General features: G+C 58.9%; 15 protein-coding genes. 9 read left to right on the top strand and 6 right to left on the bottom strand.

Translation table 11 applies throughout. The features are described 5' to 3' along the window. Positions 1-3 precede the first annotated feature (3 nt). From dbpA to yccS, 3 genes are all read left to right on the top strand, one after another. Entirely contained in the window at positions 4-1,383 is a 1,380-nt protein-coding gene (gene dbpA, locus KDX37_RS15630; RefSeq protein WP_231653585.1) for an ATP-dependent RNA helicase DbpA, read from the top strand. Positions 1,384-1,452: 69 nt separating this feature from the next. Continuing rightward, complete coding sequence (locus tag KDX37_RS15635; RefSeq protein WP_231653586.1) at positions 1,453-2,631, top strand: BaiN/RdsA family NAD(P)/FAD-dependent oxidoreductase; 1,179 nt, start codon at positions 1,453-1,455, stop codon at positions 2,629-2,631. Positions 2,632-2,753: 122 nt separating this feature from the next. After that, positions 2,754-4,952, top strand: coding sequence for a YccS family putative transporter (gene yccS / locus KDX37_RS15640; protein ID WP_231653587.1), 2,199 nt, complete (start codon positions 2,754-2,756; stop codon positions 4,950-4,952). Here the strand turns inward: yccS and KDX37_RS15645 are convergent. After that, complete coding sequence (locus KDX37_RS15645; protein WP_231653588.1) at positions 4,933-5,667, bottom strand: substrate-binding periplasmic protein; 735 nt, start codon at positions 5,665-5,667, stop codon at positions 4,933-4,935. The genes yccS and KDX37_RS15645 overlap by 20 nt on opposite strands. A 322-nt stretch (positions 5,668-5,989) precedes the next feature. On the opposite strand from KDX37_RS15645, the gene KDX37_RS15650 reads away from it, so the two are divergent. The 3 genes from KDX37_RS15650 to KDX37_RS15660 all read left to right on the top strand — a co-directional run bounded on the left by KDX37_RS15650 (position 5,990) and on the right by KDX37_RS15660 (position 8,276). After that, positions 5,990-6,433: a MarR family winged helix-turn-helix transcriptional regulator gene (locus KDX37_RS15650; RefSeq protein ID WP_231653589.1), complete on the top strand. Its 444-nt coding sequence runs from the start codon at positions 5,990-5,992 to the stop codon at positions 6,431-6,433. A gap of 53 nt (positions 6,434-6,486) precedes the next feature. Beyond that, positions 6,487-7,683, top strand: coding sequence for an FAD-dependent monooxygenase (locus KDX37_RS15655; protein WP_231653590.1), 1,197 nt, complete (start codon positions 6,487-6,489; stop codon positions 7,681-7,683). 134 nt (positions 7,684-7,817) lie between these two features. Next, positions 7,818-8,276: a GNAT family N-acetyltransferase gene (locus KDX37_RS15660; RefSeq protein ID WP_231653591.1), complete on the top strand. Its 459-nt coding sequence runs from the start codon at positions 7,818-7,820 to the stop codon at positions 8,274-8,276. Between the two features lie 303 nt (positions 8,277-8,579). Here KDX37_RS15660 and KDX37_RS15665 read toward each other — a convergent pair whose 3' ends face one another. The 3 genes from KDX37_RS15665 to KDX37_RS15675 are packed head-to-tail and all read right to left on the bottom strand — an operon-like array spanning position 8,580 to position 11,596. Then, positions 8,580-8,876 carry a winged helix-turn-helix domain-containing protein gene (locus tag KDX37_RS15665; protein ID WP_231653592.1) on the bottom strand — a complete coding sequence of 99 codons (297 nt, stop codon included), beginning with the start codon at positions 8,874-8,876 and terminating at the stop codon, positions 8,580-8,582. A gap of 11 nt (positions 8,877-8,887) precedes the next feature. Next, positions 8,888-9,427: a M48 family metallopeptidase gene (locus tag KDX37_RS15670; protein ID WP_231653593.1), complete on the bottom strand. Its 540-nt coding sequence runs from the start codon at positions 9,425-9,427 to the stop codon at positions 8,888-8,890. A 30-nt stretch (positions 9,428-9,457) separates the two neighbouring features. After that, the gene (locus tag KDX37_RS15675) at positions 9,458-11,596 is read right to left on the bottom strand and encodes a two-component system response regulator (RefSeq protein WP_231653594.1); all 2,139 of its coding nucleotides are present in this window, start codon (positions 11,594-11,596) and stop codon (positions 9,458-9,460) included. Positions 11,597-11,911: 315 nt separating this feature from the next. On the opposite strand from KDX37_RS15675, the gene KDX37_RS15680 reads away from it, so the two are divergent. Next, positions 11,912-12,583 carry a polysaccharide lyase family 7 protein gene (locus KDX37_RS15680; protein ID WP_231653595.1) on the top strand — a complete coding sequence of 224 codons (672 nt, stop codon included), beginning with the start codon at positions 11,912-11,914 and terminating at the stop codon, positions 12,581-12,583. 93 nt (positions 12,584-12,676) lie between these two features. Here KDX37_RS15680 and putP read toward each other — a convergent pair whose 3' ends face one another. Then, positions 12,677-14,164, bottom strand: coding sequence for a sodium/proline symporter PutP (gene putP / locus KDX37_RS15685; protein ID WP_231653596.1), 1,488 nt, complete (start codon positions 14,162-14,164; stop codon positions 12,677-12,679). A 435-nt stretch (positions 14,165-14,599) separates the two neighbouring features. Here putP and putA point away from each other — a divergent pair, with 435 nt between their 5' ends. Together putA and KDX37_RS15695 are read left to right on the top strand one after the other, a co-directional pair. Further along, positions 14,600-18,553, top strand: coding sequence for a trifunctional transcriptional regulator/proline dehydrogenase/L-glutamate gamma-semialdehyde dehydrogenase (putA, locus tag KDX37_RS15690; protein WP_231653597.1), 3,954 nt, complete (start codon positions 14,600-14,602; stop codon positions 18,551-18,553). 510 nt (positions 18,554-19,063) lie between these two features. Beyond that, positions 19,064-20,866 carry an acyl-CoA dehydrogenase gene (locus tag KDX37_RS15695; protein ID WP_231653598.1) on the top strand — a complete coding sequence of 601 codons (1,803 nt, stop codon included), beginning with the start codon at positions 19,064-19,066 and terminating at the stop codon, positions 20,864-20,866. Positions 20,867-20,873: 7 nt separating this feature from the next. Here the strand turns inward: KDX37_RS15695 and KDX37_RS15700 are convergent, their stop codons facing one another. Further along, the gene (locus KDX37_RS15700; protein WP_231653599.1) at positions 20,874-23,438 is read right to left on the bottom strand and encodes a dermonecrotic toxin domain-containing protein; all 2,565 of its coding nucleotides are present in this window, start codon (positions 23,436-23,438) and stop codon (positions 20,874-20,876) included. Positions 23,439-23,457 lie beyond the last annotated feature (19 nt).

Below are 23,457 nucleotides of genomic sequence, written 5' to 3' on the forward strand. Positions count from 1 at the left end.
GTCGTGACTAACACCGCTTTCAATACTCTGCCCCTGTCCGCTGCCATGTTGGCTAACCTGGAGTCGCTTGGTTATGCCGAGATGACGCCGATTCAGGCGCAGAGCCTGCCGGTGATCCTCAAAGGCATGGACCTGATCGCTCAGGCCAAGACCGGCAGCGGCAAGACCGCTGCTTTTGGTATCGGTTTGCTGAACCCGATCAACCCGCGCTTTTTCGGCTGTCAGGCGCTGGTCATGTGCCCGACGCGCGAACTGGCCGACCAGGTCGCCAAGGAAATCCGTCGTCTGGCCCGCTCGGAAGACAACATCAAGGTACTGACCCTGTGTGGCGGCGTGTCCTTCGGCCCGCAGATCGGCTCGCTTGAGCACGGCGCACACATCATCGTCGGCACGCCAGGTCGTATTCAGCAGCATTTGCGCAAGGGTTCGCTGGTACTCGACGGCCTCAACACGCTGATCCTCGATGAAGCCGACCGCATGCTCGACATGGGCTTCTACGACTCGATCGCCGACATCATCGAGCAGACCCCACAACGTCGCCAGACCCTGCTGTTCTCGGCCACCTACCCGGTCGGCATCAAGCAGTTGTCGTCCAAGTTCATGCGTGATCCGCAGACCGTGAAAGTAGAAGCGCTGCACGCTGACAGCCAGATCGAACAGATCTTCTACGAAATCTCGCCGGAGCAACGCCTCGAAGCCGTGGTCAAGGTGTTGGGACATTTCCGCCCAACGTCCTGCGTAGCATTCTGCTTCACCAAGCAGCAGGTTCAGGAAGTGGTCGATCACCTGACCGCCAAAGGCATGTCGGCCGTCGGCCTGCACGGTGATCTGGAGCAGCGTGACCGCGATCAGGTACTGGCCATGTTCGCCAACCGCAGCACCTCGGTACTGGTTGCCACCGACGTAGCCGCGCGCGGTCTGGACATCGACGCACTGGACATGGTGATCAACGTCGAACTGGCACGCGACTCGGAAATCCACATTCACCGCGTCGGCCGAACCGGTCGTGCAGGCGAAACAGGTATCGCTGTCAGCCTCGTGGCACCGTCGGAAAGCCAGCGTGCCCGCGCCATCGAAGAACTGCAGAAAGCTCCGTTGAACTGGCAGCAGTACGACGCACTGAGCATCAAGGAAGGCGGCAAACTGCTGCCGGCCATGACCACCCTGTGCATCGGCTCAGGCCGCAAGGACAAACTGCGTCCGGGCGACATCCTCGGCGCACTGACAGGCGAAGCCGGCATTCCGGGTACTCAGGTGGGCAAGATCGCGATTTTCGACTTCCAGGCCTATGTCGCTGTCGAGCGCAGCATGGCCAAACAGGCACTGGAGCGTCTCAACAACGGCAAGATCAAGGGCAAATCCCTGCGCGTGCGCATTCTCTGAGCCTGCCCTCGGGCGGACAGCCCTGTGTCCGCCCGTACATGACCCCCAAACATCCCGAGGAAAGACGCTGTGCCCGTTACTGACGTTGTAATCATTGGCGCTGGCGCCGCAGGTTTGATGTGCGCGTTCACCGCCGCCAGTCGCGGGCGCAAGGTGATGCTGATCGATCACGCCAACAAACCCGGCAAGAAGATCCTCATGTCGGGCGGCGGGCGCTGCAACTTCACCAACATGTACACCGAGCCGTCCAATTTCCTGTCGCAGAACGCGCACTTCTGCAAGTCGGCGCTGGCCCGCTATACCCAGTGGGACTTCATCGCGATGGTCGCCAGACATGGCGTGCCGTATCACGAGAAAAAGCTCGGCCAGCTGTTCTGCGACAACAAGTCGAGCGACATCCTCGAAATGCTCCTCGAAGAATGCCGCCAGGCAGGTGTCAGCCTGCACATGGACACTTCGGTGCAACAGATCGAGAAGACCGACAGCGGTTACCGCCTCGACACCACACTGGGCGCGCTGAACTGCGAGTCGCTGGTTATTGCCACTGGCGGGCTGTCGATCCCGACGTTGGGTGCGACCGGTTTTGGTTATCAGGTAGGCAAACAGTTCGGCCACACCCTGCTACCGACGCGTGCAGGCCTGGTGCCGTTCACCATTACCGATCAGCTCAAGGAGTTTTGCACCGAGCTGTCCGGCACCTCGGTGGATTGCCTGGTGAGCTGTAACGACACCAGCTTTCGCGAGAACATCCTGTTCACTCACCGCGGCCTCAGCGGCCCGGCAATTCTGCAGATTTCCTCGTTCTGGCAACCGGGTGACACGGTCGAGATCAACCTCTTGCCGGATCACAACGTGCCGGACTGGCTGGCGCAACAGCAGGCCGAACGTCCCAACAGCGAGCTGAAAACGCTGTTGGGTGAAATCTTCACCAAGAAGATGGCCAACCTGATTGCCGAACGCTGGTTCGTCTCCAGACCCATGAAACAGTACACCCACGCCGAACTGGCCGACATCGCTGAAAAACTGGCGAGCTGGCAGCTGATTCCGGCAGGCACCGAAGGCTATCGCACGGCCGAAGTCACTCTGGGCGGCATCGATACACGCGAAGTGTCGTCCAAGACCATGGAGTCGCTGAAGTCGCCGGGGCTGTACTTCATCGGCGAAGTGCTGGATGTGAGCGGGCACCTGGGCGGCTTCAACTTTCAGTGGGCCTGGGCATCGGCCTACGCGGCGGGCCAATACGTCTAAGCTGTCGCGATAACCCGTGAAACTGGAATAAATTTTGCGACGCGGATGTACAGCCTCGCGTTTGGGCTGTACATATCCTCCTGCAGGATCGATTAATAGCGAACAAGGCCGTCAGCTTATTCATGGCATCGAAATCTCTTCGTCATACATTCCGCCGTTTGTGGGCGCTGGATAAATTCAGCTACAGCGTTCGAGTTTTCATTGCCCTGACGGGCAGCATGGCGCTGTGCTGGTACCAGAACGAGATGGGCCTGCTGATCCCGCTGTTTCTGGGGATTATCGCCAGTGCCCTGGCCGAAACCGATGACAGCTGGCAGGGCCGTCTTAACGCCCTCGCGGTGACGCTGGTGTGTTTCAGCGTTGCCGCCCTCGCCGTCGAGTTACTGTTTCCCTACCCCTGGCTGTTTGTCTGCTCGCTGGCACTGGCCAGCTTCTGCCTGACGATGCTTGGTGCGCTCGGCGAGCGCTACGGCGCCATTGCCTACGGCACGCTGATTCTCTCGGTCTACACCATGATCGGGGTGGACCAGCGCGGTGGTGAAGTGCTGGATTTCTGGCACGAGCCGATGCTGCTGGTGGCGGGCGCCGCGTGGTACGGCCTGCTTTCGGTACTGTGGCAGATGCTGTTCTCGAATCAGCCGGTGCAACAGGCGCTGGCGCGGCTGTTTCGCGAGCTGGGGCAGTACCTGAAAATCAAGTCGACCCTGTTCGAGCCGATTCGCACGCTCAACGTGGAAGCCCGCCGCCTGGAACTGGCGCAGCAGAACGGCAAGGTCGTCGCAGCACTGAACTCCACCAAGGAAATCATTCTGCACCGCGTGGGCAGCGGACGGCCTGGCTCAAAGGTCAGTCGCTATCTCAAGCTGTACTTCATCGCCCAGGACATTCACGAGCGCGCCAGCTCATCGCACTACCCGTACAACTCGCTGGCCGATGCGTTTTTCCACAGTGACGTGCTGTTCCGCTGCCAGCGCCTGTTGCGTCAGCAAGGCGTAGCCTGTCAGGCGCTGTCAGAATCCATCCAGCTGCGACAGCCCTATGTATACGACCCCAACTTCGCGGAGGCCATGGAAGACCTGCACGCCTCGCTTGAGCACCTGCGTATTCAGAGCAACCCGGCCTGGCGGGGGCTGCTGCGCTCGTTACGCGCACTGGCGGCCAACCTCAGCACGCTGGATCGGCTGATCAGCGATGCCAGCAACCCGGACGCTGTGGCCGACGCCACCGACAGCAGCCTGCTGGACCGCTCGCCGCGCAACCTGAAGGACGTGTGGACGCGCCTGCGATTGCAGATGACCCCCACATCCCTGCTGTTTCGCCACGCGCTGCGTCTGCCACTGGCCCTGACAATCGGTTACGCGATGGTGCACTTGATTCACCCGTCACAAGGTTACTGGATCATCCTGACCACGGTTTTCGTGTGCCAGCCGAGTTATGGCGCAACGCGACGCAAACTGGGACAGCGGATTATCGGCACCGCGATTGGCCTGACGGTCGGCTGGGCATTGTTCGACCTGATCACCAGCCCGATCCTGCAATCGATGTGCGCCGTGCTGGCGGGCGTGGTCTTCTTCGTCAACCGCACCACGCGCTACACGCTATCGACCGCAGCCATTACGGTAATGGTGCTGTTCTGCTTCAATCAGGTAGGCGATGGGTACGGCCTGTTCCTGCCACGTTTGTTCGATACCTTGCTGGGCAGCCTGATTGCAGGGCTCTCGGTGTTCCTGTTCCTGCCAGACTGGCAAGGCAGACGCCTGAATAAAGTGCTGGCCAATACCCTGACCTGCAACAGCATCTACCTGCGCCAGATCATGCAACAGTACGCCAAGGGCAAAAGCGACGATCTGGCCTACCGACTGGCGCGCCGCAACGCGCACAACGCCGACGCTGCACTGTCGACAACACTGGCCAACATGCTCATGGAACCTGGGCATTTTCGCAAGGAGGCGGACGTCGGTTTCCGTTTTCTGGTGCTGTCGCACACCCTTCTGAGCTACTTGTCCGGCCTTGGCGCACACCGGGATACGCAACTGCCCGGCGATGTGCACGAACACTTGATTGATGGTGCGGGCGCAACGTTGGCAGCGAGCATCGATGAGATCGCCCAGAGCCTGGCCGAAAAGCAGCCCGTTGCCGTCCAGAGCGACACGGAGGAAGCCCTGGCGAGCCAGCTGGAACAGATACCCGAAGAGATGGACGAAAGTCAGCGACTGGTACAAACCCAGCTGGCCTTGATCTGCCGCCAGCTGGCGCCGTTGCGCACCCTGGCAGCACACTTGATCAAAAGCCCAGAGACAGTTACAGACCGTGCTGTCTGAATAAGGCCTCGTAGCTGCCATCGGCTTTCATCGCGGCGATTTCACGATCAAAACCAGCCACGATTTCTGCGTGCCTGGGATTTTTCAGACTGACCAGAATGTGCAGGTCATTCTCGGTCAGTGAGCCAGGCAGAAACTCGACCTGGCTACGGACCTCTTCGGCCTCCAGCGCCAGGTTGTAGCGGGCCACGTATTCATCTTCCAGCGTCAGATCAACGCGCCCCGCTGCGAGCATGCGAATGGCGGCAGAAAAACTCTGCACAGGGACTTTGTGCAGCAGTGGGTCGTTATCAAAACCTGGGGAATAGGCATAACCGCGCACCACCGCAATCACATAATCGTGCAGTTGCTCTCTGGTCGCCTCGATGCCGGAGTCCCTGCGCTTCAAAAAGCGCACGCGATTAACCAGGTAAGGCTTAGAGAACTGGCCGATCCGGGTGCGATCTTCGCTGAACCAGGCATCTATCAGCACATCATGGCGCCCTTCGCTGAGCCCCAACATCGCACGGGCCCACGGCACCTGCTCGTAAACCGTTGTGTAACCGGCACGCTTCAATGCTGTGCTCACAATGTCAGTCGCAAGCCCGCCGTTACGCAACATGGCGTCAGCGAACGGCGGCCACGGGTCGGCGACCAGACGCAGCTTCTCTGCTGCGCAGAACTGCGACGCTATCATCAAGACCAGAAAACCCATGGCTCGCAACAACTGCGACATGCTCAGATTCCTGAAGAGGGCAGCATGCCCGGCACGAGGCTATCGGCGGCAGACCGTTACTCATAAGAGTGGCTATAAGCCTGTATTGAAGACCCAAAATGGCCATTCAACAAGGCAAAGGAATGCAAGAGTGTGTGCTTTGTGACACCGCCTGATGTTCAAGTTTGACTGCGATGGAGCTGGCAGCTGTTGTGATGTTCGTCAGCACGCTAGGATTGCTTCCCTGAACACAGTTTCAAGCCCTGAACGACAAGGCTGTTGGGCTGTTCGAATACGGCCCAAAAGGCTGACGAAGCATTTCCGGTTCTCAAAAAGTATGCCCATGCAAAATGACGACAATATCCACCCCGAAGCAGCAGTTGCTCCGGGTTACCTCGCCAGCCACGCAGAGCGAGTATTCAATCGGTCAGTCGAGGCCGCACTCAGGCCTCACGGGATCTCGCTGGCGCTACTCGGACCGTTGCTGTGGCTTGCCTGGCGAGGCCCCATGCTGCAACGCGATCTGGTGCATGCTTCGGCTATCAAGCAGCCTGCGATGGTAGCCATTCTGGACAAACTTGAAGCAGCGGGATTTATCGAGCGCACGCCCGTCCCGGAGGACCGCAGAGCTTCGAAAGTCAGTATTACTGCGCAAGGTCAGCAGATCGCGTCCGTAGGCAAGCAGGTGCTGCTGGACACCAACTCACTTGGCGTACGCGGCTTTACGCCTGAAGAGGCAACCGCTCTCGTGACCCTGCTGCATCGCTTTATCGGTAATCTGGAATGAATGGCAACATATATCACAAGTGATATTAAGTGCGGGCATCAGGAGTACTACCTATGCCCAAAAGAATCCTCATCTGCGGCGCAAGCGTCGCTGGAAACACCACCGCCTGGTGGCTGTCACGTAATGGTTTTGATGTCACCGTCACCGAAAAGGCGCCCGCCTTTCGCGACGGTGGTCAGAACGTGGACGTCCGTGGCGCCGGGCGAGAGGTATTGCGCAAGATGGGGCTTGAGCAGCAAGCGCTCGATCTGACCACTGGCGAGACCGGCACTGATTGGGTCGATGAACATGACAACGTCATCGCCCGCTTCGCCGTCGAGGACATCGGCGATGGTCCGACGGCTGAGCTGGAAATCATGCGCGGTGACATTGCCCGCATGATCTACGCACCTGCCAGCACACGCGCCACCTACCGGTTCAATGAAACTGTAGAGGCGCTTGAACAGGACGCATCCGGTGTCACCGTTCACTTTTCCAGCGCAAGACATGAACGCTTCGACATGGTGATCATTGCCGAAGGCGTTGGCTCATCGACCCGTGAAAAAGTTTTCCCGGGCGAAAACAAACTGCGGTGGATGGACCTCACCCTTGCCTACTTCGCCATTCCCCGAACAGAAAAAGACAGCAAGTTCGCCCGCCAATACAACACGGTCGGCGGCATTGGCGCGACCCTGAAGCCCGGGCGCGAGGACACGATGCATGTTTACCTCGGCATGCAGAAAAAGCCGGAAGGTGAAAACCTGTGGAGTCAGGAACGTCAGAAGCAATTCCTTGCCGAGCGCTTCGCCGACGCGGGCTGGCATTTCCCGCGCATTCTGGAGGGAATGTTCGAGACGGATAACTTTTACTTCGATGTGCTGCGTCAGGTAAGGATGGATCGCTGGTCCAACGGTCGCGTGGTACTCACAGGCGATGCCGCATGGTGCGCTACACCGCTGTCCGGTATAGGCACAACGCTGGCCATCACAGGTGGCTATGTACTGGCAGGAGAACTGGCGAAAACGGATGACCTTGCTGCCGCCCTTGCGGCGTACGAGCGCGTCATGCGCCCTTTCGTGAAGGAAGGTCAAGGCCTGCCCAAAATCGTGCCGAGGATGCTCTGGCCCCACACTCCCAGAGGTCTGGCACTACTACGGGGCGCGATGCGTATGGCTGGAAAACCCTGGGCGAGAAAAGCTTTTTCAAGCCTGTTCCTGCGCAATTCCCGGAAAGTGGCCTTGCCGGACTACACGTTATCCAGCAAGCACTGATCGATATGGGCTTCATGAATGCGTCGTTAGCGTCTGTCTCTGACAGAGCGATGTCGCTCTCGGCGTCAGCGTTTATTGGGAATGACGCCAGATACGTTTAGACTTCGCTTCTGGTTTCTCTGCGAGTCGGCAACATGTCTATAAAATGGATCTGCAAACACCACACCGAGCTGAGCACCGAGCAGCTGTATGCCGTGCTGCGATTGCGCGCCGAGGTTTTCGTGTTGGAGCAGCAATGTCTGTATCTGGACATCGACGGACAGGACCTGACAGGCGACACCTGCCATCTCATGGCCTGGCAGGAAGGTGAGCTGGTGGCTTACCTGCGCCTGCTCGACCCGATCCAGCAAGGTGGCGATGTCACCATTGGCCGCGTGATCACGGCGCCTTCGATCCGCAGCAAAGGCATCGGTCATGAGCTGATGGTTCAGGCACTGGAAAACGCCGAACGCAAATGGCCTGACCAGCCGATTTATCTGTCGGCACAGGCGCACCTGCAGGGCTATTACAGCCGCTATGGTTTTGATCCGATTGGCGAGATCTACCTCGAAGACGACATCCCGCACATTGGCATGCGTCGCGACCTGGAGTAATGCGCCAGGTTCCGGCAGCTGCAAGGACATCCACACTGGGTGTCACGGACTGTAAACCCGGTAACCTGCGCACTCGACTCAGGTCGCCTTTCGTCCTTGTGGCGACCCACTTTGATGGGGCCGAAGTGGGCAAAGCCGCAGACTCCGGTTGGGTCCGCCTGCGGCGGATTCCTTCGTCCTGCCCCTGATCCGGCGGTCGCTGGATCAGCGCCATGACTCAGCCTGCACCTTGCGTCGCACTCAGTGGTGCAGCGACTGACGGGGGTACAACCGCGCTATTTCGCCATTACATACGGGCTCCGCTCAAGGATATCCCAGCACTGTCTTGATCTGCGGCAGGTGACGGGTGATCCAGTCGCGGTCGATGGCGCCCCAGTCGCTGACTCGATAGCGCCCGGCATGGTTACGTGCGCCATCCTCCTGCTCGAACTGACAGACGATGTCCAGGTCGGCCAGTGCGCTGATGGTGTCCTGGGCCGTCCGCCTGGGCATGCCTGTCACAGCCATCAGTTCGGGGACGCTGCTCGCCAGTTGGCAGTCAATCAGATACGCCACGTACAGCCGGCGGTAAAAACTGCTTTTGGTCTTGCTGACCTCCATCGTTGCATCCTTCAAGGCGTTGTTTCGATAGTCGATTGAGCGACAGGTTGCAGGTCGCGGTACGTCAGGTAGATACGCAGGTCAAATTCCAGTTGGTGATAACCCGGCAGCATGTGTTCGCACAGCTGGTAAAACGCCTTGTTGTGGTCCGACTCCCTGAAATGCGCCAGCTCGTGGACAACGATCATTCGCAAGAACTCAGGCGCCGCTTCCTTGAACAGGGCGGCCACGCGAATTTCGTTCTTGGCCTTGAGCTTGCCGCCCTGCACCCTCGATATCTTGGTGTGCAGCCCCAGCGCGCGGTGCGTCAGGTCCAGGCGGTTATCAAAAAGCACCTTGTCGATGGCCGGCGCGTTACGCAGATGATCCTGCTTCAGCGCCTGGGCGTAGGCGTACAGCGCCTTGTCGCTCTGAACCTGATGGCGTGCTGGATAGCGCTGCTGCAGGTAGTCGCCCAGTCGACCCTGAGCGATTAACTGGTGAACCTGATCCTGAAGCGCCTGAGGATATGCTTGCAGGTATTTGAGTGAAGCACGACTGGGCGCATTCATGAGGCTGGGCACGGTTCAAAAAACCGCATTCTACAGCAATGAGCGTCGCTTCAAGCCGGGCAGCTCAGACTGCGCCGGAAACCGTATAGCGTCTTCGGCGACCATCGGGTGAGCGATTAAAAACCCCTGGACCACCTGACAGCCGCTGTCGGACAACCATTGATATTGCTCGTGGGTCTCGACGCCTTCGGCGATGACCAGCATGTCGAGATTGCGCGACAGATCAATGATGCTGCGCGCCATGGCAGCTTCACGTGGCGAACCCAGAATATTGGCAACAAAATGACGGTCGAGCTTCAAGGTATCCAGCTGAAGATTGCGCAGGTGCGACAGCGAACACTCACCCGTGCCGAAGTCGTCAAGAGCAACCCGAATGCCGATGTCATGCAATAACCCCAGTTGTTTATGGCTGTGCGTCAGGTTGTGCACCAGCGAACTTTCGGTGATCTCGACTTCCAACTGACCAGGCTTGAGTTCGAAGCGGTCCATCGCGCGCTTCAACTCGGATACCAGATTGGGCATGCAGAACTGGGTAGGGCTGACACAGACGCTCAGCACTACATCAGAGGAAAAGACACCGCTCCACACCTGACGCTGTTCGGCACCCTGGTCGAAGATCCAGCTGCCGAGCTTGTTGATCAGTCGCGTCTCTTCGAGCAACGGGATGAACAGCGCGGCAGGTACATCACCCACCGCCGGATGCTGCCAACGCAACAGCGCCTCGAAGCCCCGCAACCTGCCGTCCGCAACATGGATCTGAGGCTGGTAGACGACGGAAAAGTCCTTGCCATCAATCGCTGTTCGCACGCTTTCTTCAAGCATCAGCCGTGAGCGTGCACGACCGTTCATGTTCTGGTCGTAGAACCGGTATTGCTGTCGGCCTGCACGCTTGGCTTCATACATTGCGATGTCCGCTGCGCGCAGCAACCCATCCAGATTCGCGCCGCAGTCCGGGTAAGTGGCAATCCCGACGCTGGCACCCAGACTGATATCTACACCGTCAACCTGGCGGCGGCCTGAAACACGCTCTATCAGCTTCTCGGCGATGTTGGCCGCCTGTTCCGGATAATCCAGCCCGTCGATGACTACCGTGAATTCGTCGCCACCGATACGAGCCAGCACATCGTAGGGCCGCATGCACTCCTTGAGCTGCTCGGCGACCCAGATAAGCACCTGATCACCGGCGTCGTGTCCGAGAGCGTCATTGATCTGCTTGAAGCCATCAAGATCCATGTACAGCACCACCAGGTATCTGCCCGATTGCTCGCTGCGCGGCAGCAGCCCGTCAACCGCCTGGTAGAACCCACGGCGATTGAGCAACCCGGTCAGCGCATCGGTGACCGCCTGCGTTTCCAGCTGCTGATAAAGATCACGCACCACCGACATGTCGAGAACGGTCAGCACCATCGCTTTCTGTTCGGCGGGCAATCCGGCACACGACAACGCGACCGGCAATTGCTTGCCCTGAGCAGTACGCAGGATCGCGTCATGCACTCGATAGGTGTCGGCCCGGCGGTAATGCTTGTAAAAGCCCGAGTCCAGCCAGTTCACGACTTGCGGCTCAATGATGTAGTCAAGCACCTGCGTACCGCACAGTTGCTCGACTGTCGCGTTCAACAAGTAGCAGATCGCGGGATTGGCGAAGCTGATCCGGCCTGACTCGTCGACTACCAGAATACCCTCGGCAACGTTGGCCAGCACCGATGCATTGAATGCCCGCGCCGCCTCAAGCTCCTGGGAAAGCGTCTGCAGCGCACGGCGATTGCGCTGCTGCTCCAGCAAAGCCTGCACCTTGGGCTTGAGAATGTTGGGGTCGAAGGGCTTGAACAGATAATCGGTCGCGCCGCTGGCGTAACCTTTCTGCACGGCGTCCTTGCTCTGTTCGTTGGCCGTGAGAAAAATAATGGGCGTGAGTCGTGTGCGTTGGCTGCCACGCATCAGACGAGCCACTTCGAAGCCGTCCATGCCCGGCATCTGGACATCCAGCAAAACAAGGTCGACTTCCTGCTCCAACAAAACCGTCAGAGCTTCGATGCCCGAGCTCGCGGTCACAATGTGCCAATCCGTTCTTTGCAGGACAGCACACATCGTTACCAGATTTTCAGGGTAATCATCTACGACCAATAGTACAGACGAGCCATCATTTGGCTGGGGTTGCGCGCATTCCATGCTGCTTCTCTGTGTAGGGCACGACGCCTGGAGATCAGGAAGACCGTCATACATTTGAAATCACTCTAGCCCCGTCTCAGAAAAAGCAGAAGCAGGCCAGCTCTTAGCCATCATAAAAGTTCGACCTAACCGACTAACGGTACATTCCCACACGTCATATAAACCCTGCCCTGCAAGAGAAGTGACAGCACTTTGACGTCATTCGTTCGCCAATTTTTCGTTAACAAATTGTCCTACAACCCGTATAAACGCTGCTCAAACCCTCAACCTAGAGGCCTGGTTTGCTAACAGAAAAATTTTACGGATGGACAGAAAATGATTGATCTCGACTGCTGGAACCTCAGCATCCCCCTTCATAACCCTCCCGCCACTATTACGACGCGACAGTTGGTACAGGGCTATGACGGAAAGTATTTCAAGTCGAAATCGGACTCCATTGTGTTCTGGGCCCCCGTAACCGGAACAAAAACCGATAATGCCAAGTATCCCCGCAGCGAATTCCGCGAAACTTACCCTGATGGAACCCTGCGTAACTGGCTGTACAAAGACGCGAATAACCGCCTGGACGCCAGTCTGGAGATCGATCAGGTGCCTTCGTCCGGCAAGATCGTGATCGGCCAGATCCACGCTTACCAAAGCACCGAGCCGATGCTGAAGGTCGAGTATCAATACAAGGAAGACACCAGGAACGGCGACATCGTCGTCAAGGTACGCAGGCACTACGATGACAATAAAAGCAAAGTCATCAAGATAGCCGAGGGTGTGCCGCTCAATGAGAAATTTCGATATGCAATCAGCCTCAGCCGTGGCGGCAAGTTGAAGGTCAGCACAGGAAAAGCGGACTGGAGCACCCAGATCAGCGCCAACTGGAGCGACAAGCCTTTGTACTTCAAGGCAGGCGTTTACGTTCAGGACCATAGCGGCTATAGCAGCGAAGGTGGCAAAGCCACTTTCTACAGCCTTGATATCGATCACGACAAGGGCTGACCAACACGCACCTGAGTTGAACTTTCACCCCGAAAATGAAAAGGCCCGAACTCTTGAAGAGAACGGGCCTTTTTCATATTTGGCTGAAGGGGATCAACTGTTGGCTTTGAAGTCTTTCTCGGCCGCTAGGAAACGCGCCTGCATCGAAGCCGATGCACCTTTGCCGATCAGGCTGAATACCACGATGGCAATACTGGCGAAGATGAAGCCAGGGATGATTTCGTAAAGGCCCATGGTGCTGAACTGTTTCCAGAGCACCACCGTGACCGCGCCGACGATCACGCCTGCCAGCGCGCCGTTGCGGGTCATGCCCTTCCACAGCACAGAAATCAATACGACCGGTCCGAATGCCGCGCCGAAACCGGCCCAGGCGTAACTCACCAGGCCCAGAACACGGTTTTCAGGGTTGGCCGCCAGCAGGATCGAAATGATCGCAATCAGCAACACCATGCCACGCCCTACCCACACCAACTCACGCTGCGAGGCACCCTTGCGCAGATAGGCCTTGTAGAAGTCTTCAGTCAGAGCACTGGAGCACACAAGCAACTGACAGCTCAGAGTACTCATGACCGCTGCCAGAATGGCCGACAGCAATACGCCTGCAACCCATGGATTGAACAGCAGCTTGGCAAGCTCGATGAAAACCCGCTCCGGGTTCTCGGTCACCGGACCGGCAACATCAGGATGCGCAGAGAAATAAGCGATGCCGAAGAAACCCACCGCCACGGTGCCACCCAGACACAGGATCATCCAGGCCATGGAGATGCGACGGGCCTTGGCAATCGATTTGACCGAATCTGCTGCCATGAAGCGCGCCAGAATGTGCGGCTGACCGAAATAGCCCAACCCCCAGGCCAGTAAAGAGATAATGCCGATAAAGCTGGTGTTCTTGAACATGTCGAAGCTGGTCGGATCCTTCGCCTCGATCGCCAGGAACATGATGTCCACGCCGCCGGTGGCCAGCAGAACGATGATCGGCGTGAGAATCAGCGCGAAAATCATCAACGTGGCTTGCACGGTGTCTGTCCAGCTCACGGCCAGAAAACCACCGACAAAGGTGTAGGCAATCGTTGCCGCAGCGCCAGCCCACAAGGCCGTTTCGTAGGACATGCCAAAGGTGCTTTCAAACAGGCGCGCGCCGGCCACGATGCCCGAGGCGCAATAGATAGTGAAGAACACCAGAATCACGATAGCCGAAATGATGCGCAGCAAACCGCTGTTGTCTTCGAAGCGGCTGCTGAAATAGTCAGGCAATGTCAATGCGTCGCCGTTGTGCTCAGTCTGTACGCGCAGACGACCTGCCACGAACAGCCAGTTCAGGTAGGCACCGATGATCAAACCGATGGCAATCCAGCTTTCCGACAGACCCGACATGTAGATGGCACCGGGCAAGCCCATCAGCAGCCAGCCGCTCATGTCCGAAGCACCGGCTGAAAGTGCGGTGACCACACTGCCCAGACTGCGCCCACCCAGAATGTAATCCGAAAGGTTGTTGGTCGAGCGATAGGCCATCAGGCCGATCAATACCATTGCCGCGATGTAGATCACAAACGTGATCAAGGTTGGGTTGCTGACACTCATGAGTTCTGCCTTGGCATTGTTTTTATTTGGCACCTGATGCACAAGGGAGTTGAAGCCCACCCATGCTTTTGCACCCGACACCGCGCTGACTGAAATCTCGCAAGAGACCCCGGCCAATGACTACGGTTGCACCGTGAAAATGAATCCTATTAAACATGGCGAACAAGGTGCAACCAATTTCATCCGGCAAGTTGCACCTATCACAAATAAAAAGGTTTTAGCTGCCTAACGCCCTATTTTAGGGCATTTATCGAGCATTCCCCATCAGAAAGCGCACCGACATCGAACATCCTGTTGCGTTTGCCTAGAACCTTGAACAATCGTTACGAAATATTCTGCAAAAAAGGTTGCACCCGGTTGCACCTCACCCCGAAGCACAGCTAATCTGCGACAAAGCCGACGCCACACTCACAGTGGCCACATTGAGGACAACACATGGCCACCACCACGCTGGGCGTCAAGCTGGACGACCCGACCCGCGAGCGATTGAAAGCAGCTGCCCACTCCATTGATCGGACGCCGCACTGGCTGATCAAGCAGGCGATCTTCAATTACCTCGAAAAGCTGGAAAGTGGTGCAACCCTGTCTGAACTCGATGGCTCGGCGGCCAAAGACGCAGATGACCGTGGCGATTTGTCGGAAGACGCTGGCCTGCAATGCTTCCTCGACTTTGCCGAGAGCATTCAGCCTCAATCGGTTCTGCGTGCTGCCATTACCTCCGCCTACCGCCGCCCCGAGCAGGAAGTAGTGCCCATGCTGCTGGAGCAGGCACGTCTGTCGGTGCCGGTAGCCGAGGCCACCAACAAGCTCGCCGCCTCCATTGCCGAGAAGCTGCGTAACCAGAAGAGCGCTGGCGGCCGTGCAGGTATCGTTCAAGGCTTGTTGCAGGAGTTTTCGCTGTCGTCCCAGGAAGGCGTGGCATTGATGTGTCTGGCCGAAGCGCTGCTGCGCATTCCAGACAAAGGCACTCGCGATGCCCTGATTCGCGACAAGATCAGCAACGGCAACTGGCAGCCGCACCTGGGCAACAGCCCGTCGCTGTTCGTCAATGCTGCCACCTGGGGACTTTTGCTGACCGGCAAACTGGTCGCCACGCACAATGAATCAGGTTTGACCTCGTCCCTCAGCCGCATCATCGGCAAGAGCGGCGAACCGATGATCCGCAAAGGCGTGGACATGGCGATGCGCCTGATGGGCGAGCAGTTCGTTACTGGCGAAACCATCGGTGAAGCACTTGCCAACGCCAGTCGTTTCGAAGCCAAGGGCTTCCGCTACTCCTACGATATGCTCGGCGAAGCCGCGCTGACCGAACACGATGCGCAAAAATACCTGGCCTCGTACGAGCAGGCGATCCACTCCATCGGCAAGGCCTCCCACGGTCGCGGCATTTACGAAGGCCCGGGCATCTCGATCAAGCTGTCGGCGCTGCACCCGCGCTACAGCCGCGCCCAGTACGAACGTGTGATGGAAGAGCTTTACCCGCGCCTGCTGTCGCTGACCCTGCTGGCCAAGCAATACGACATCGGCCTGAACATCGACGCCGAAGAAGCCGACCGCCTGGAGCTGTCGCTGGATCTGCTTGAGCGCCTGTGCTTTGAACCGCAACTGATCGGCTGGAACGGCATTGGCTTCGTGATTCAGGCCTACCAGAAGCGTTGCCCGTATGTGATCGATTACGTGATTGACCTTGCCCGACGCAGCCGTCATCGCCTGATGATCCGTCTGGTAAAAGGCGCGTACTGGGACAGCGAGATCAAACGTGCACAGGTCGAAGGCCTGGAAGGCTATCCGGTGTACACACGCAAGGTTTACACCGACGTGTCGTATATTGCCTGCGCCCGCAAGCTGCTGGCCGCGCCAGAAGTCATCTACCCGCAGTTCGCAACACACAACGCCCACACGCTGGCGGCTATCTATCAGATCGCCGGACAGAACTACTACCCTGGCCAGTATGAGTTCCAGTGCCTGCACGGCATGGGCGAGCCACTCTACGAACAGGTCGTGGGCAAGGTCGCCGATGGCAAGCTGAACCGTCCATGCCGGGTTTATGCACCGGTCGGCACTCATGAAACCCTGCTGGCCTACCTGGTGCGTCGCCTGCTCGAGAACGGCGCCAACACATCATTCGTCAACCGTATCGCCGACCACTCCATTTCCATTCAGGAACTGGTAGCCGATCCGGTCAGCCAGATCGAGCGCATGGCCACGCAAGAAGGTGGCTTCGGTCTGCCACACCCTCGGATTCCATTGCCGCGTGACTTGTATGGTGCCGAGCGCGCCAACTCCAGCGGCATCGATATGGCCAACGAACACCGTCTTGCGTCACTGTCATCGGCGTTGCTGGCCACTGCGCACAATGACTGGAAGGCGGCACCGATGCTTGGCTGCCCCGTCAGCGAAGCCGCAGCGAGCGCAGCTCTGAACCCGTCAGATTTGCGTGACGTTGTCGGTCACGTTCAGGAAGCCAGCCTTGAAGATGTCGATAACGCCATCCAGTGCGCCTTGAGCGCCGGCCCGATCTGGCAGGCCACTCCACCGGCCGAGCGTGCAGCCATTCTCGAGCGCGCTGCGGACCTGATGGAAGGCGAGATCCAGCCATTGATGGGCCTGCTGGTCCGTGAGGCAGGTAAAACCTTCAACAACGCCATCGCCGAAGTACGCGAGGCGGTGGATTTCCTGCGTTACTACGCCGTGCAGGCGCGTAACGACTTCAGTAATGACGCCCACCGCCCACTGGGTCCGGTGGTGTGCATCAGCCCGTGGAACTTCCCGCTGGCCATTTTCAGCGGTCAGGTTGCCGCCGCTCTGGCAGCAGGCAATCCGGTGCTGGCCAAACCTGCGGAACAGACCCCGCTGATCGCCGCTCAGGCAGTACGCCTGTTGCTCGAAGCCGGTATCCCTGAAGGTGTGGTGCAACTGCTGCCGGGTCGCGGCGAAACGGTCGGCGCAGGCCTGGTCGGTGACGAGCGCGTCAAGGGTGTGATGTTCACCGGTTCCACCGAAGTCGCCCGCCTGCTTCAACGCAATGTCGCCGGGCGCCTCGACTCACAAGGTCGCCCTGTCCCGCTGATCGCTGAAACCGGCGGCCAGAACGCAATGATCGTCGACTCGTCGGCGCTGACTGAGCAGGTGGTCATCGATGTGGTGTCCTCGGCGTTCGACAGCGCCGGTCAACGCTGCTCGGCGCTGCGCGTGCTGTGCCTGCAGGAAGACTCGGCAGACCGCGTCATCGAAATGCTCAAGGGCGCAATGGCTGAAAGCCGTCTGGGCAACCCGGAGCGACTGTCCGTGGACATCGGCCCGGTAATCGATGCCGAAGCCAAGGCAGGGATCGAGAAACACATCCAGGCCATGCGCGACAAGGGCCGCACCGTCTATCAGGTGGCGATTGCCGACAGCGCCGAACTCAAGCGTGGCACCTACGTGATGCCGACGCTGATCGAGCTGGAAAGCTTCGATGAGTTGCAGCGTGAAATCTTCGGTCCGGTGCTGCACGTGGTCCGTTACAAGCGCAAGGAACTGGATCAGTTGATCGCCCAGATCAACGCCTCTGGCTACGGCCTGACGCTGGGCGTGCATACCCGCATCGACGAAACCATCGCCAAGGTCATCGACAACGTCAACGCCGGTAACGTCTACGTCAACCGCAACATCGTCGGTGCCGTGGTCGGCGTTCAGCCGTTTGGCGGCGAAGGTCTGTCCGGTACAGGCCCGAAAGCCGGTGGCCCGCTGTACCTGTACCGCCTGCTGTCGACGCGCCCACAGGATGCGATCGAGAAATCGTTCGTACGCAGCGACACGCTGTCGGCACCGGACACTCGTCTGCGTGACGCCTTCAGCAAACCGCTGCAGGCGCTCAAAGTATGGGCAGCCAGCAATCAGCAGGCGGATCTGGACGCGCTGTGCAGTCAGTACGCTGAGCAATCGCAGAGCGGCATAACACGTCAACTGGCAGGCCCGACCGGCGAGCGCAACAGCTACGCGATCCTGCCCCGCGAACATGTGTTGTGCCTGGCAGACGCAGAAACCGACCTGCTGATCCAGCTCGCAGCAGTACTGGCAGTAGGCAGCTCGGCTGTCTGGCCGGAAAACGACGTCAGCAAGCCGCTGCGCGCGCGCTTGCCGAAAGAGGTGCAGGCACGCATCAAGCTGGTACCGGACTGGAACAAGGACGAAGTGGTCATCGATGCCGTGCTGCACCACGGCGACTCGGACCAGTTGCGCGCCATTTGTCAGCAGGTCGCTCAGCGCACCGGCGCCATTGTCGGCGTCAACGGCCTGTCCCACGGCGAGACCAACGTCCCGCTGGAGCGCCTGGTGATCGAACGCGCACTGAGCGTCAACACCGCTGCGGCAGGCGGTAACGCTAGCCTGATGACCATCGGCTGATCGCGAACAGGCTTTCGACCTGCTCACAAACCGGCCGGCGCATCTGCCAGAGATGTGCCGGCCATTCCTTTCTGCACCCGGTATCGGGACTGACATCAAACGCCCAGGGCGCACTTCAATGGTTCGCATCCAGTGAGGTGCGAGCCTGCTCGCGAAGGCTGAGTTCTGGCGCTGATCCGGAGGGCAATCGGCATGGATGCCGATTGAGCCGCAGGCGGACCCAACCGGATCCTGGAGCCTTGCCCACTTCGACCCATCAAAATGGGTCGCCGTGAGGGCGATAAGGTGACCTGAGCGGTCCCGGATGCCACTGAATCTCCGGTTCATCGGCACATAAAGCAGACGCGTGGGTTTATTGACGTTGACAGCTCCGCCCTCGGCCGCCTTGAGCGGCTCAACTGCCGCTACGATACTCACCACACACCCCCTCTTATCACCCAGATCAATCTTGCTACCTCACTGCAATTGCGCCGCCTAGACTGACCGTCATCCAATTCAAGGTGCGCCACCATGTCCGAGTCGCTGCTCAGCTCCCGAAACCTCGCCTTCGAGCTGTATGAAGTTCTGGACGCCGAAGCCCTGACCCAGCGTGAGCGCTTTGCCGAGCACACGCGGGAAACGTTCGACGCAGCGATCAGCACTGCACGCACCATCGCCGAAAAGTACTTCGCGCCGCACAACCGCAAGGCCGACGAGAACGAGCCGCGCTATGAAAACGGCGAAGCGATACTGATCCCCGAGGTCAAACCGGCGGTCGATGCATTTCTGGAGGCTGGTTTTCTCAACGCAGCCCGCGACTTCGAAAGCGGCGGCATGCAGCTCCCCACCCTGCTCTCCCAAGCCTGCTTCGCCCACTTTCAGGCCGCCAATGCAGGCACAACCGCCTACCCTTTCCTGACGATGGGTGCCGCCAACCTGATTGAAAGTTTCGGCAGCGACGAACAGAAACAGCGCTTCCTGCAACCGATGATCGATGGGCGCTTCTTCGGCACCATGGCCTTGACCGAGCCACATGCCGGCTCGTCGCTGTCGGACATTCGTACCCGCGCCGAACCTGCCGCGGACGGTTCGTATCGCTTGCGGGGCAACAAGATCTTCATCTCCGGCGGCGATCACTCGCTGTCAAACAACATCGTGCACATGGTGCTGGCGAAGCTGCCGGACGCTCCGGCTGGCGTCAAAGGCATCTCGCTGTTCATCGTGCCCAAGTATCTGGTCAATGATGACGGCAGCCTCGGCAAGCGCAACGACGTCGTCCTGGCCGGGCTTTTCCACAAGATGGGCTGGAAAGGCACCACCTCCACAGCGCTTAATTTCGGCGATAACGGGGAATGCGTCGGCTATCTGGTAGGCAAACCGCACCAGGGCCTGAGCTACATGTTCCAGATGATGAATGAAGCACGCATTGGTGTCGGCATGGGCGCCGTGATGCTCGGTTACGCGGGTTACCTGTATTCGCTCGACTATGCCCGCGAGCGGCCACAGGGACGGCTGCACGACAACAAAAGTGCAGACAGCGCACCGGTGGCGATCATCCAGCATGCCGATGTACGACGCATGTTGTTGACCCAGAAAGCCTACGTCGAAGGCGCTTTCGACCTTGGCCTGTACGCAGCACGCCTGTTTGACGACACCCAGACCGGCGAAACTGACCAGGTTCGCCAGCAAGCCCACGAGCTATTGGACCTGCTCACGCCCATCGTCAAATCCTGGCCCTCCGAGTTTTGCCTCAAGGCCAATGAACTGGCGATTCAGATTCTGGGCGGCCATGGCTACACCCGTGAATACCCGGTCGAACAGTATTACCGCGACAACCGTCTCAACCCGATCCATGAAGGCACCCACGGCATTCAGTCGCTGGACCTGCTGGGTCGCAAGCTGGCGCAAAATGGCGGCGCCGGGCTGAAACAACTGATCCGGCTGATCGCCGATACGGCACAACGTGCAACTGCACATTCAGAGCTGGACGCGCTGCGTCAGCCGTTGGAGCAACTGGTGACGCGCCTGCAAGCCGTTACCGTGGGCCTGCTGACGGACATGGCCCACGGCAAGGTCAATGCCGCGCTGGCCAACTCGGCGCTTTATCTCAAGGCGTTCGGTCACGCCGTGATCGGCTGGCGCTGGCTGGAGCAAGCCATTCACGCCCATCGAGGCCTCATCAACGGCCAGACTTCGGACGCTGATTTCTATCAGGGCAAGCTGCAGGCGGCGCGGTACTTCCTGACCTGGGAAGTACCGGCCTGCCATCACGACCTGGCGCTCCTCGAAGCCCGTGACGATACGTGCCTGGCGATGCAAACCGACTGGTTCTGACCGGCGATCAGGAATGAGCCGGGAAGAAGGTATCAACCAGCAGCTTCGCATCGTCACCCAGCTTCTCGGCGTACTGCTGGCGACTGAAAAGCACTCCGGTACGCAAGTCGTAGGCAGGGCCTGAAACCTGCTCCACTGGCACCTGCCTGAGTTGCACGTTCATGAAGCGATAGTGACTGCCTGCGACTTCCTCGATGCGTCTTATCTGGAAGTAGTTGCCCGGCTGGAACAATGATTCGACTTCCTCGGCGCTATTGGAAAACGGGCTGATGGGCGTGGCAGTCAGGTACTCCTTGGCTGGCAGCTCGAATACCACCGAGGTGTCGTCGAACACGATATCGCCTTTATAGGCGGTCGACGCCGCGCCCGCCTGGCTGCTTGCGAAGACGCGAGCGACATACGGGTTCTCAGTGAACGAGGTGAAATCGGTATTGACCAGCACGTCCCCGACCTTGAGTGTACCCTGGCGGAACACCTTGCCTGACGTACCACGGTCGCCACTGCCGCCCCGATACAGCGCAACGTCGTTGTTGGGCTGTATCTCGGCAATATCTTCGATCAAACGCTCGATCGCCTCGATCTGATCGGAGTGTCTGCGCTCACCGGTACGCAGAAATACGTTGTACGCATCGTCGTCCTCGCTGTACCGGCTGATTGCTCCGCCGAAGTAAGCGTCATCCGTTGTCTTGAAAATCCGGTGCTTTTCGTTCCAGGCGTCGTAAACGACGTCCTCGCCTTCAGAGTCCGATACGACTTCCTCGTCCGAATCGAGCTCATAGATATTGACCACCGACTCCTGACGGTGATTGCCCAGGTCTGACAGGCGCTGCTCTTCTGCCAGGTTGAACTGCATGTAGGTGTCCCAGAACGGTGATGAAGCCGTGGCATAAGGCTGCGACGCTGAAGAGCCGGAGATTCCTTCTATCGGCGGCTTGCCACCTTGCAGTCCGGGTTTGCGGATCAGCTCCCACTGGTTTTGCTCGTTCAAACGGACCGGGCGAGCACCATCGAAGGCAAAAGGATTGTTCGGGTCGACAACCGCCCAGGTGTTCAGGTCTTCGAGATAGCGCACGCGGTAAGGCAGTTCTCCCAGCGTAATCCAGGTTTCGCCATTCTCCAGCACCTGAACGCCCTGGGCATGGCCCGATGCCGCCGCTGGCGGCGCATCATCAAGCACTTCATTGCCTTCCAGCCCGGCCAGCGAGGCAACTTCCTGTTCGGGTGCAGGCACCTGAGGCACAAACGCGTCGGACGCTCGGCCGATGTCGGCCAGCAACGGCAGATTCAAGAACAGATAAATCGAGTTGATGATTGCCCCGTACACACCGGCTTTACGCAATTGCGCAGTTCGACCACTGACGGCCTGGTCGATGCTCAGGCCGACCTCGGCGATACCCGCGCCCACCAGGGTCAGCGCCAACGGCCATGCCAGCGGGGCGATCCCGCCTGCCACACGGATGAAAGCACCCAGATACCCCATCACCATCTGCTTGCGCAGGCTGGCGCTACGGGTCAACTGATCGCGAATGTCCTGGTTCATTTCTTCGCGGGCCATGTCGCGCATCAGCTCGAACACGGGTTTAGAGCTGATGGGCCTGGAATGCCCCGCCCCGGAATGCCCCACACGCGCGTGCTCAGCGGTCCATTGTGTGCCCAGCGCGGAAAGACTGGCGTTCAAAGCCGCCTGCCGCTGCTCCCGACCAAAGTGCGACATCAAACGGGCTTTGCTGGCCGGTTCGGCAATCTGTGCGTGCAGCCACTGATACAAGGCAGACTCATCATCAAAGCACTGGAACGCCTGCTGAGCGCCGGGCATGTAAAGGATCTGCCGTCCACCTGCGTCCGTAATCTGCAACATGTCTCTGGAGACATGCCCCGCAAGCTCGAACACCTGCACAGCGGCCCCTGCTGTAAAAGCGTTGTCGGTCTGCAGCATCTCCCACGTGATACTCGGGTTGCTGCCCCCTGTGACGGCGGTGAGGACGGTATCGAAATCGTCGGCGCGCAGCTGCTTTCTGCTGGATGCCTGCCCGGCGGCAGACAGCAACTTCATTTTGGAAAAGGTACAAAAATCCTCGCCATGCGCCTGCCAGAATGCGTCTGCCTTGCGCTGACAGTCAGCGGCGAAATCCAGCGCCCAGAAATCCTTCAGTACGTCGCTGGGCAGCAGTGGGACTTCATTGCGCTCGCTGTAGAAGGCTTCGTCAGGGCCGGTCTGATAAAAGCCGCTGTAGGTGTTCAACTGGTCGGCCGAAACGTTGTCGCTGGCACTGAAGCGATGCATGACCAGCTCGGTCAGTGACATGGATTCTACCGGTGGGCCGATATGCTCCCAACCGGTGAAGCTCAGGCTGCTGTTGTCTGCCTGAGCGAAGCGATGCCAATACACAGTATCCGGGTCCAGCTTTTTGCCGGTGTGTTTGGCGACAATACTGCGCGCCGCCTGCCAGGCCATGGCGTGAATGTCCGGATAGGCGCCCATGAGAGCTGCCGCGCGGCTCTGAAGCGGGCTGAAAGAAGAAACATTGGGAGCCGCTGCCGTTCCAGCAGCGGTGTGAATAATCGAGTGCATGACTTCCTGTCTTGATAAG

This window comes from Pseudomonas californiensis (assembly GCF_021147775.1).
GTDB lineage: Bacteria > Pseudomonadota > Gammaproteobacteria > Pseudomonadales > Pseudomonadaceae > Aquipseudomonas > Aquipseudomonas californiensis.

What these genes read in the sequence shown, in the direction of transcription:
- yccS (WP_231653587.1), top strand. Translation starts at nt 2,754, where the DNA reads ATGGCATCGAAATCTCTTCGTCATACATTCCGCCGTTTGTGGGCGCTG.
- KDX37_RS15645 (WP_231653588.1), bottom strand. Translation starts at nt 5,667, where the DNA reads ATGTCGCAGTTGTTGCGAGCCATGGGTTTTCTGGTCTTGATGATAGCG.
- KDX37_RS15650 (WP_231653589.1), top strand. Translation starts at nt 5,990, where the DNA reads ATGCAAAATGACGACAATATCCACCCCGAAGCAGCAGTTGCTCCGGGT.
- KDX37_RS15655 (WP_231653590.1), top strand. Translation starts at nt 6,487, where the DNA reads ATGCCCAAAAGAATCCTCATCTGCGGCGCAAGCGTCGCTGGAAACACC.
- KDX37_RS15660 (WP_231653591.1), top strand. Translation starts at nt 7,818, where the DNA reads ATGTCTATAAAATGGATCTGCAAACACCACACCGAGCTGAGCACCGAG.
- KDX37_RS15665 (WP_231653592.1), bottom strand. Translation starts at nt 8,876, where the DNA reads ATGGAGGTCAGCAAGACCAAAAGCAGTTTTTACCGCCGGCTGTACGTG.
- KDX37_RS15670 (WP_231653593.1), bottom strand. Translation starts at nt 9,427, where the DNA reads ATGAATGCGCCCAGTCGTGCTTCACTCAAATACCTGCAAGCATATCCT.
- KDX37_RS15675 (WP_231653594.1), bottom strand. Translation starts at nt 11,596, where the DNA reads ATGGAATGCGCGCAACCCCAGCCAAATGATGGCTCGTCTGTACTATTG.
- KDX37_RS15680 (WP_231653595.1), top strand. Translation starts at nt 11,912, where the DNA reads ATGATTGATCTCGACTGCTGGAACCTCAGCATCCCCCTTCATAACCCT.
- putP (WP_231653596.1), bottom strand. Translation starts at nt 14,164, where the DNA reads ATGAGTGTCAGCAACCCAACCTTGATCACGTTTGTGATCTACATCGCG.
- putA (WP_231653597.1), top strand. Translation starts at nt 14,600, where the DNA reads ATGGCCACCACCACGCTGGGCGTCAAGCTGGACGACCCGACCCGCGAG.
- KDX37_RS15695 (WP_231653598.1), top strand. Translation starts at nt 19,064, where the DNA reads ATGTCCGAGTCGCTGCTCAGCTCCCGAAACCTCGCCTTCGAGCTGTAT.
- KDX37_RS15700 (WP_231653599.1), bottom strand. Translation starts at nt 23,438, where the DNA reads ATGCACTCGATTATTCACACCGCTGCTGGAACGGCAGCGGCTCCCAAT.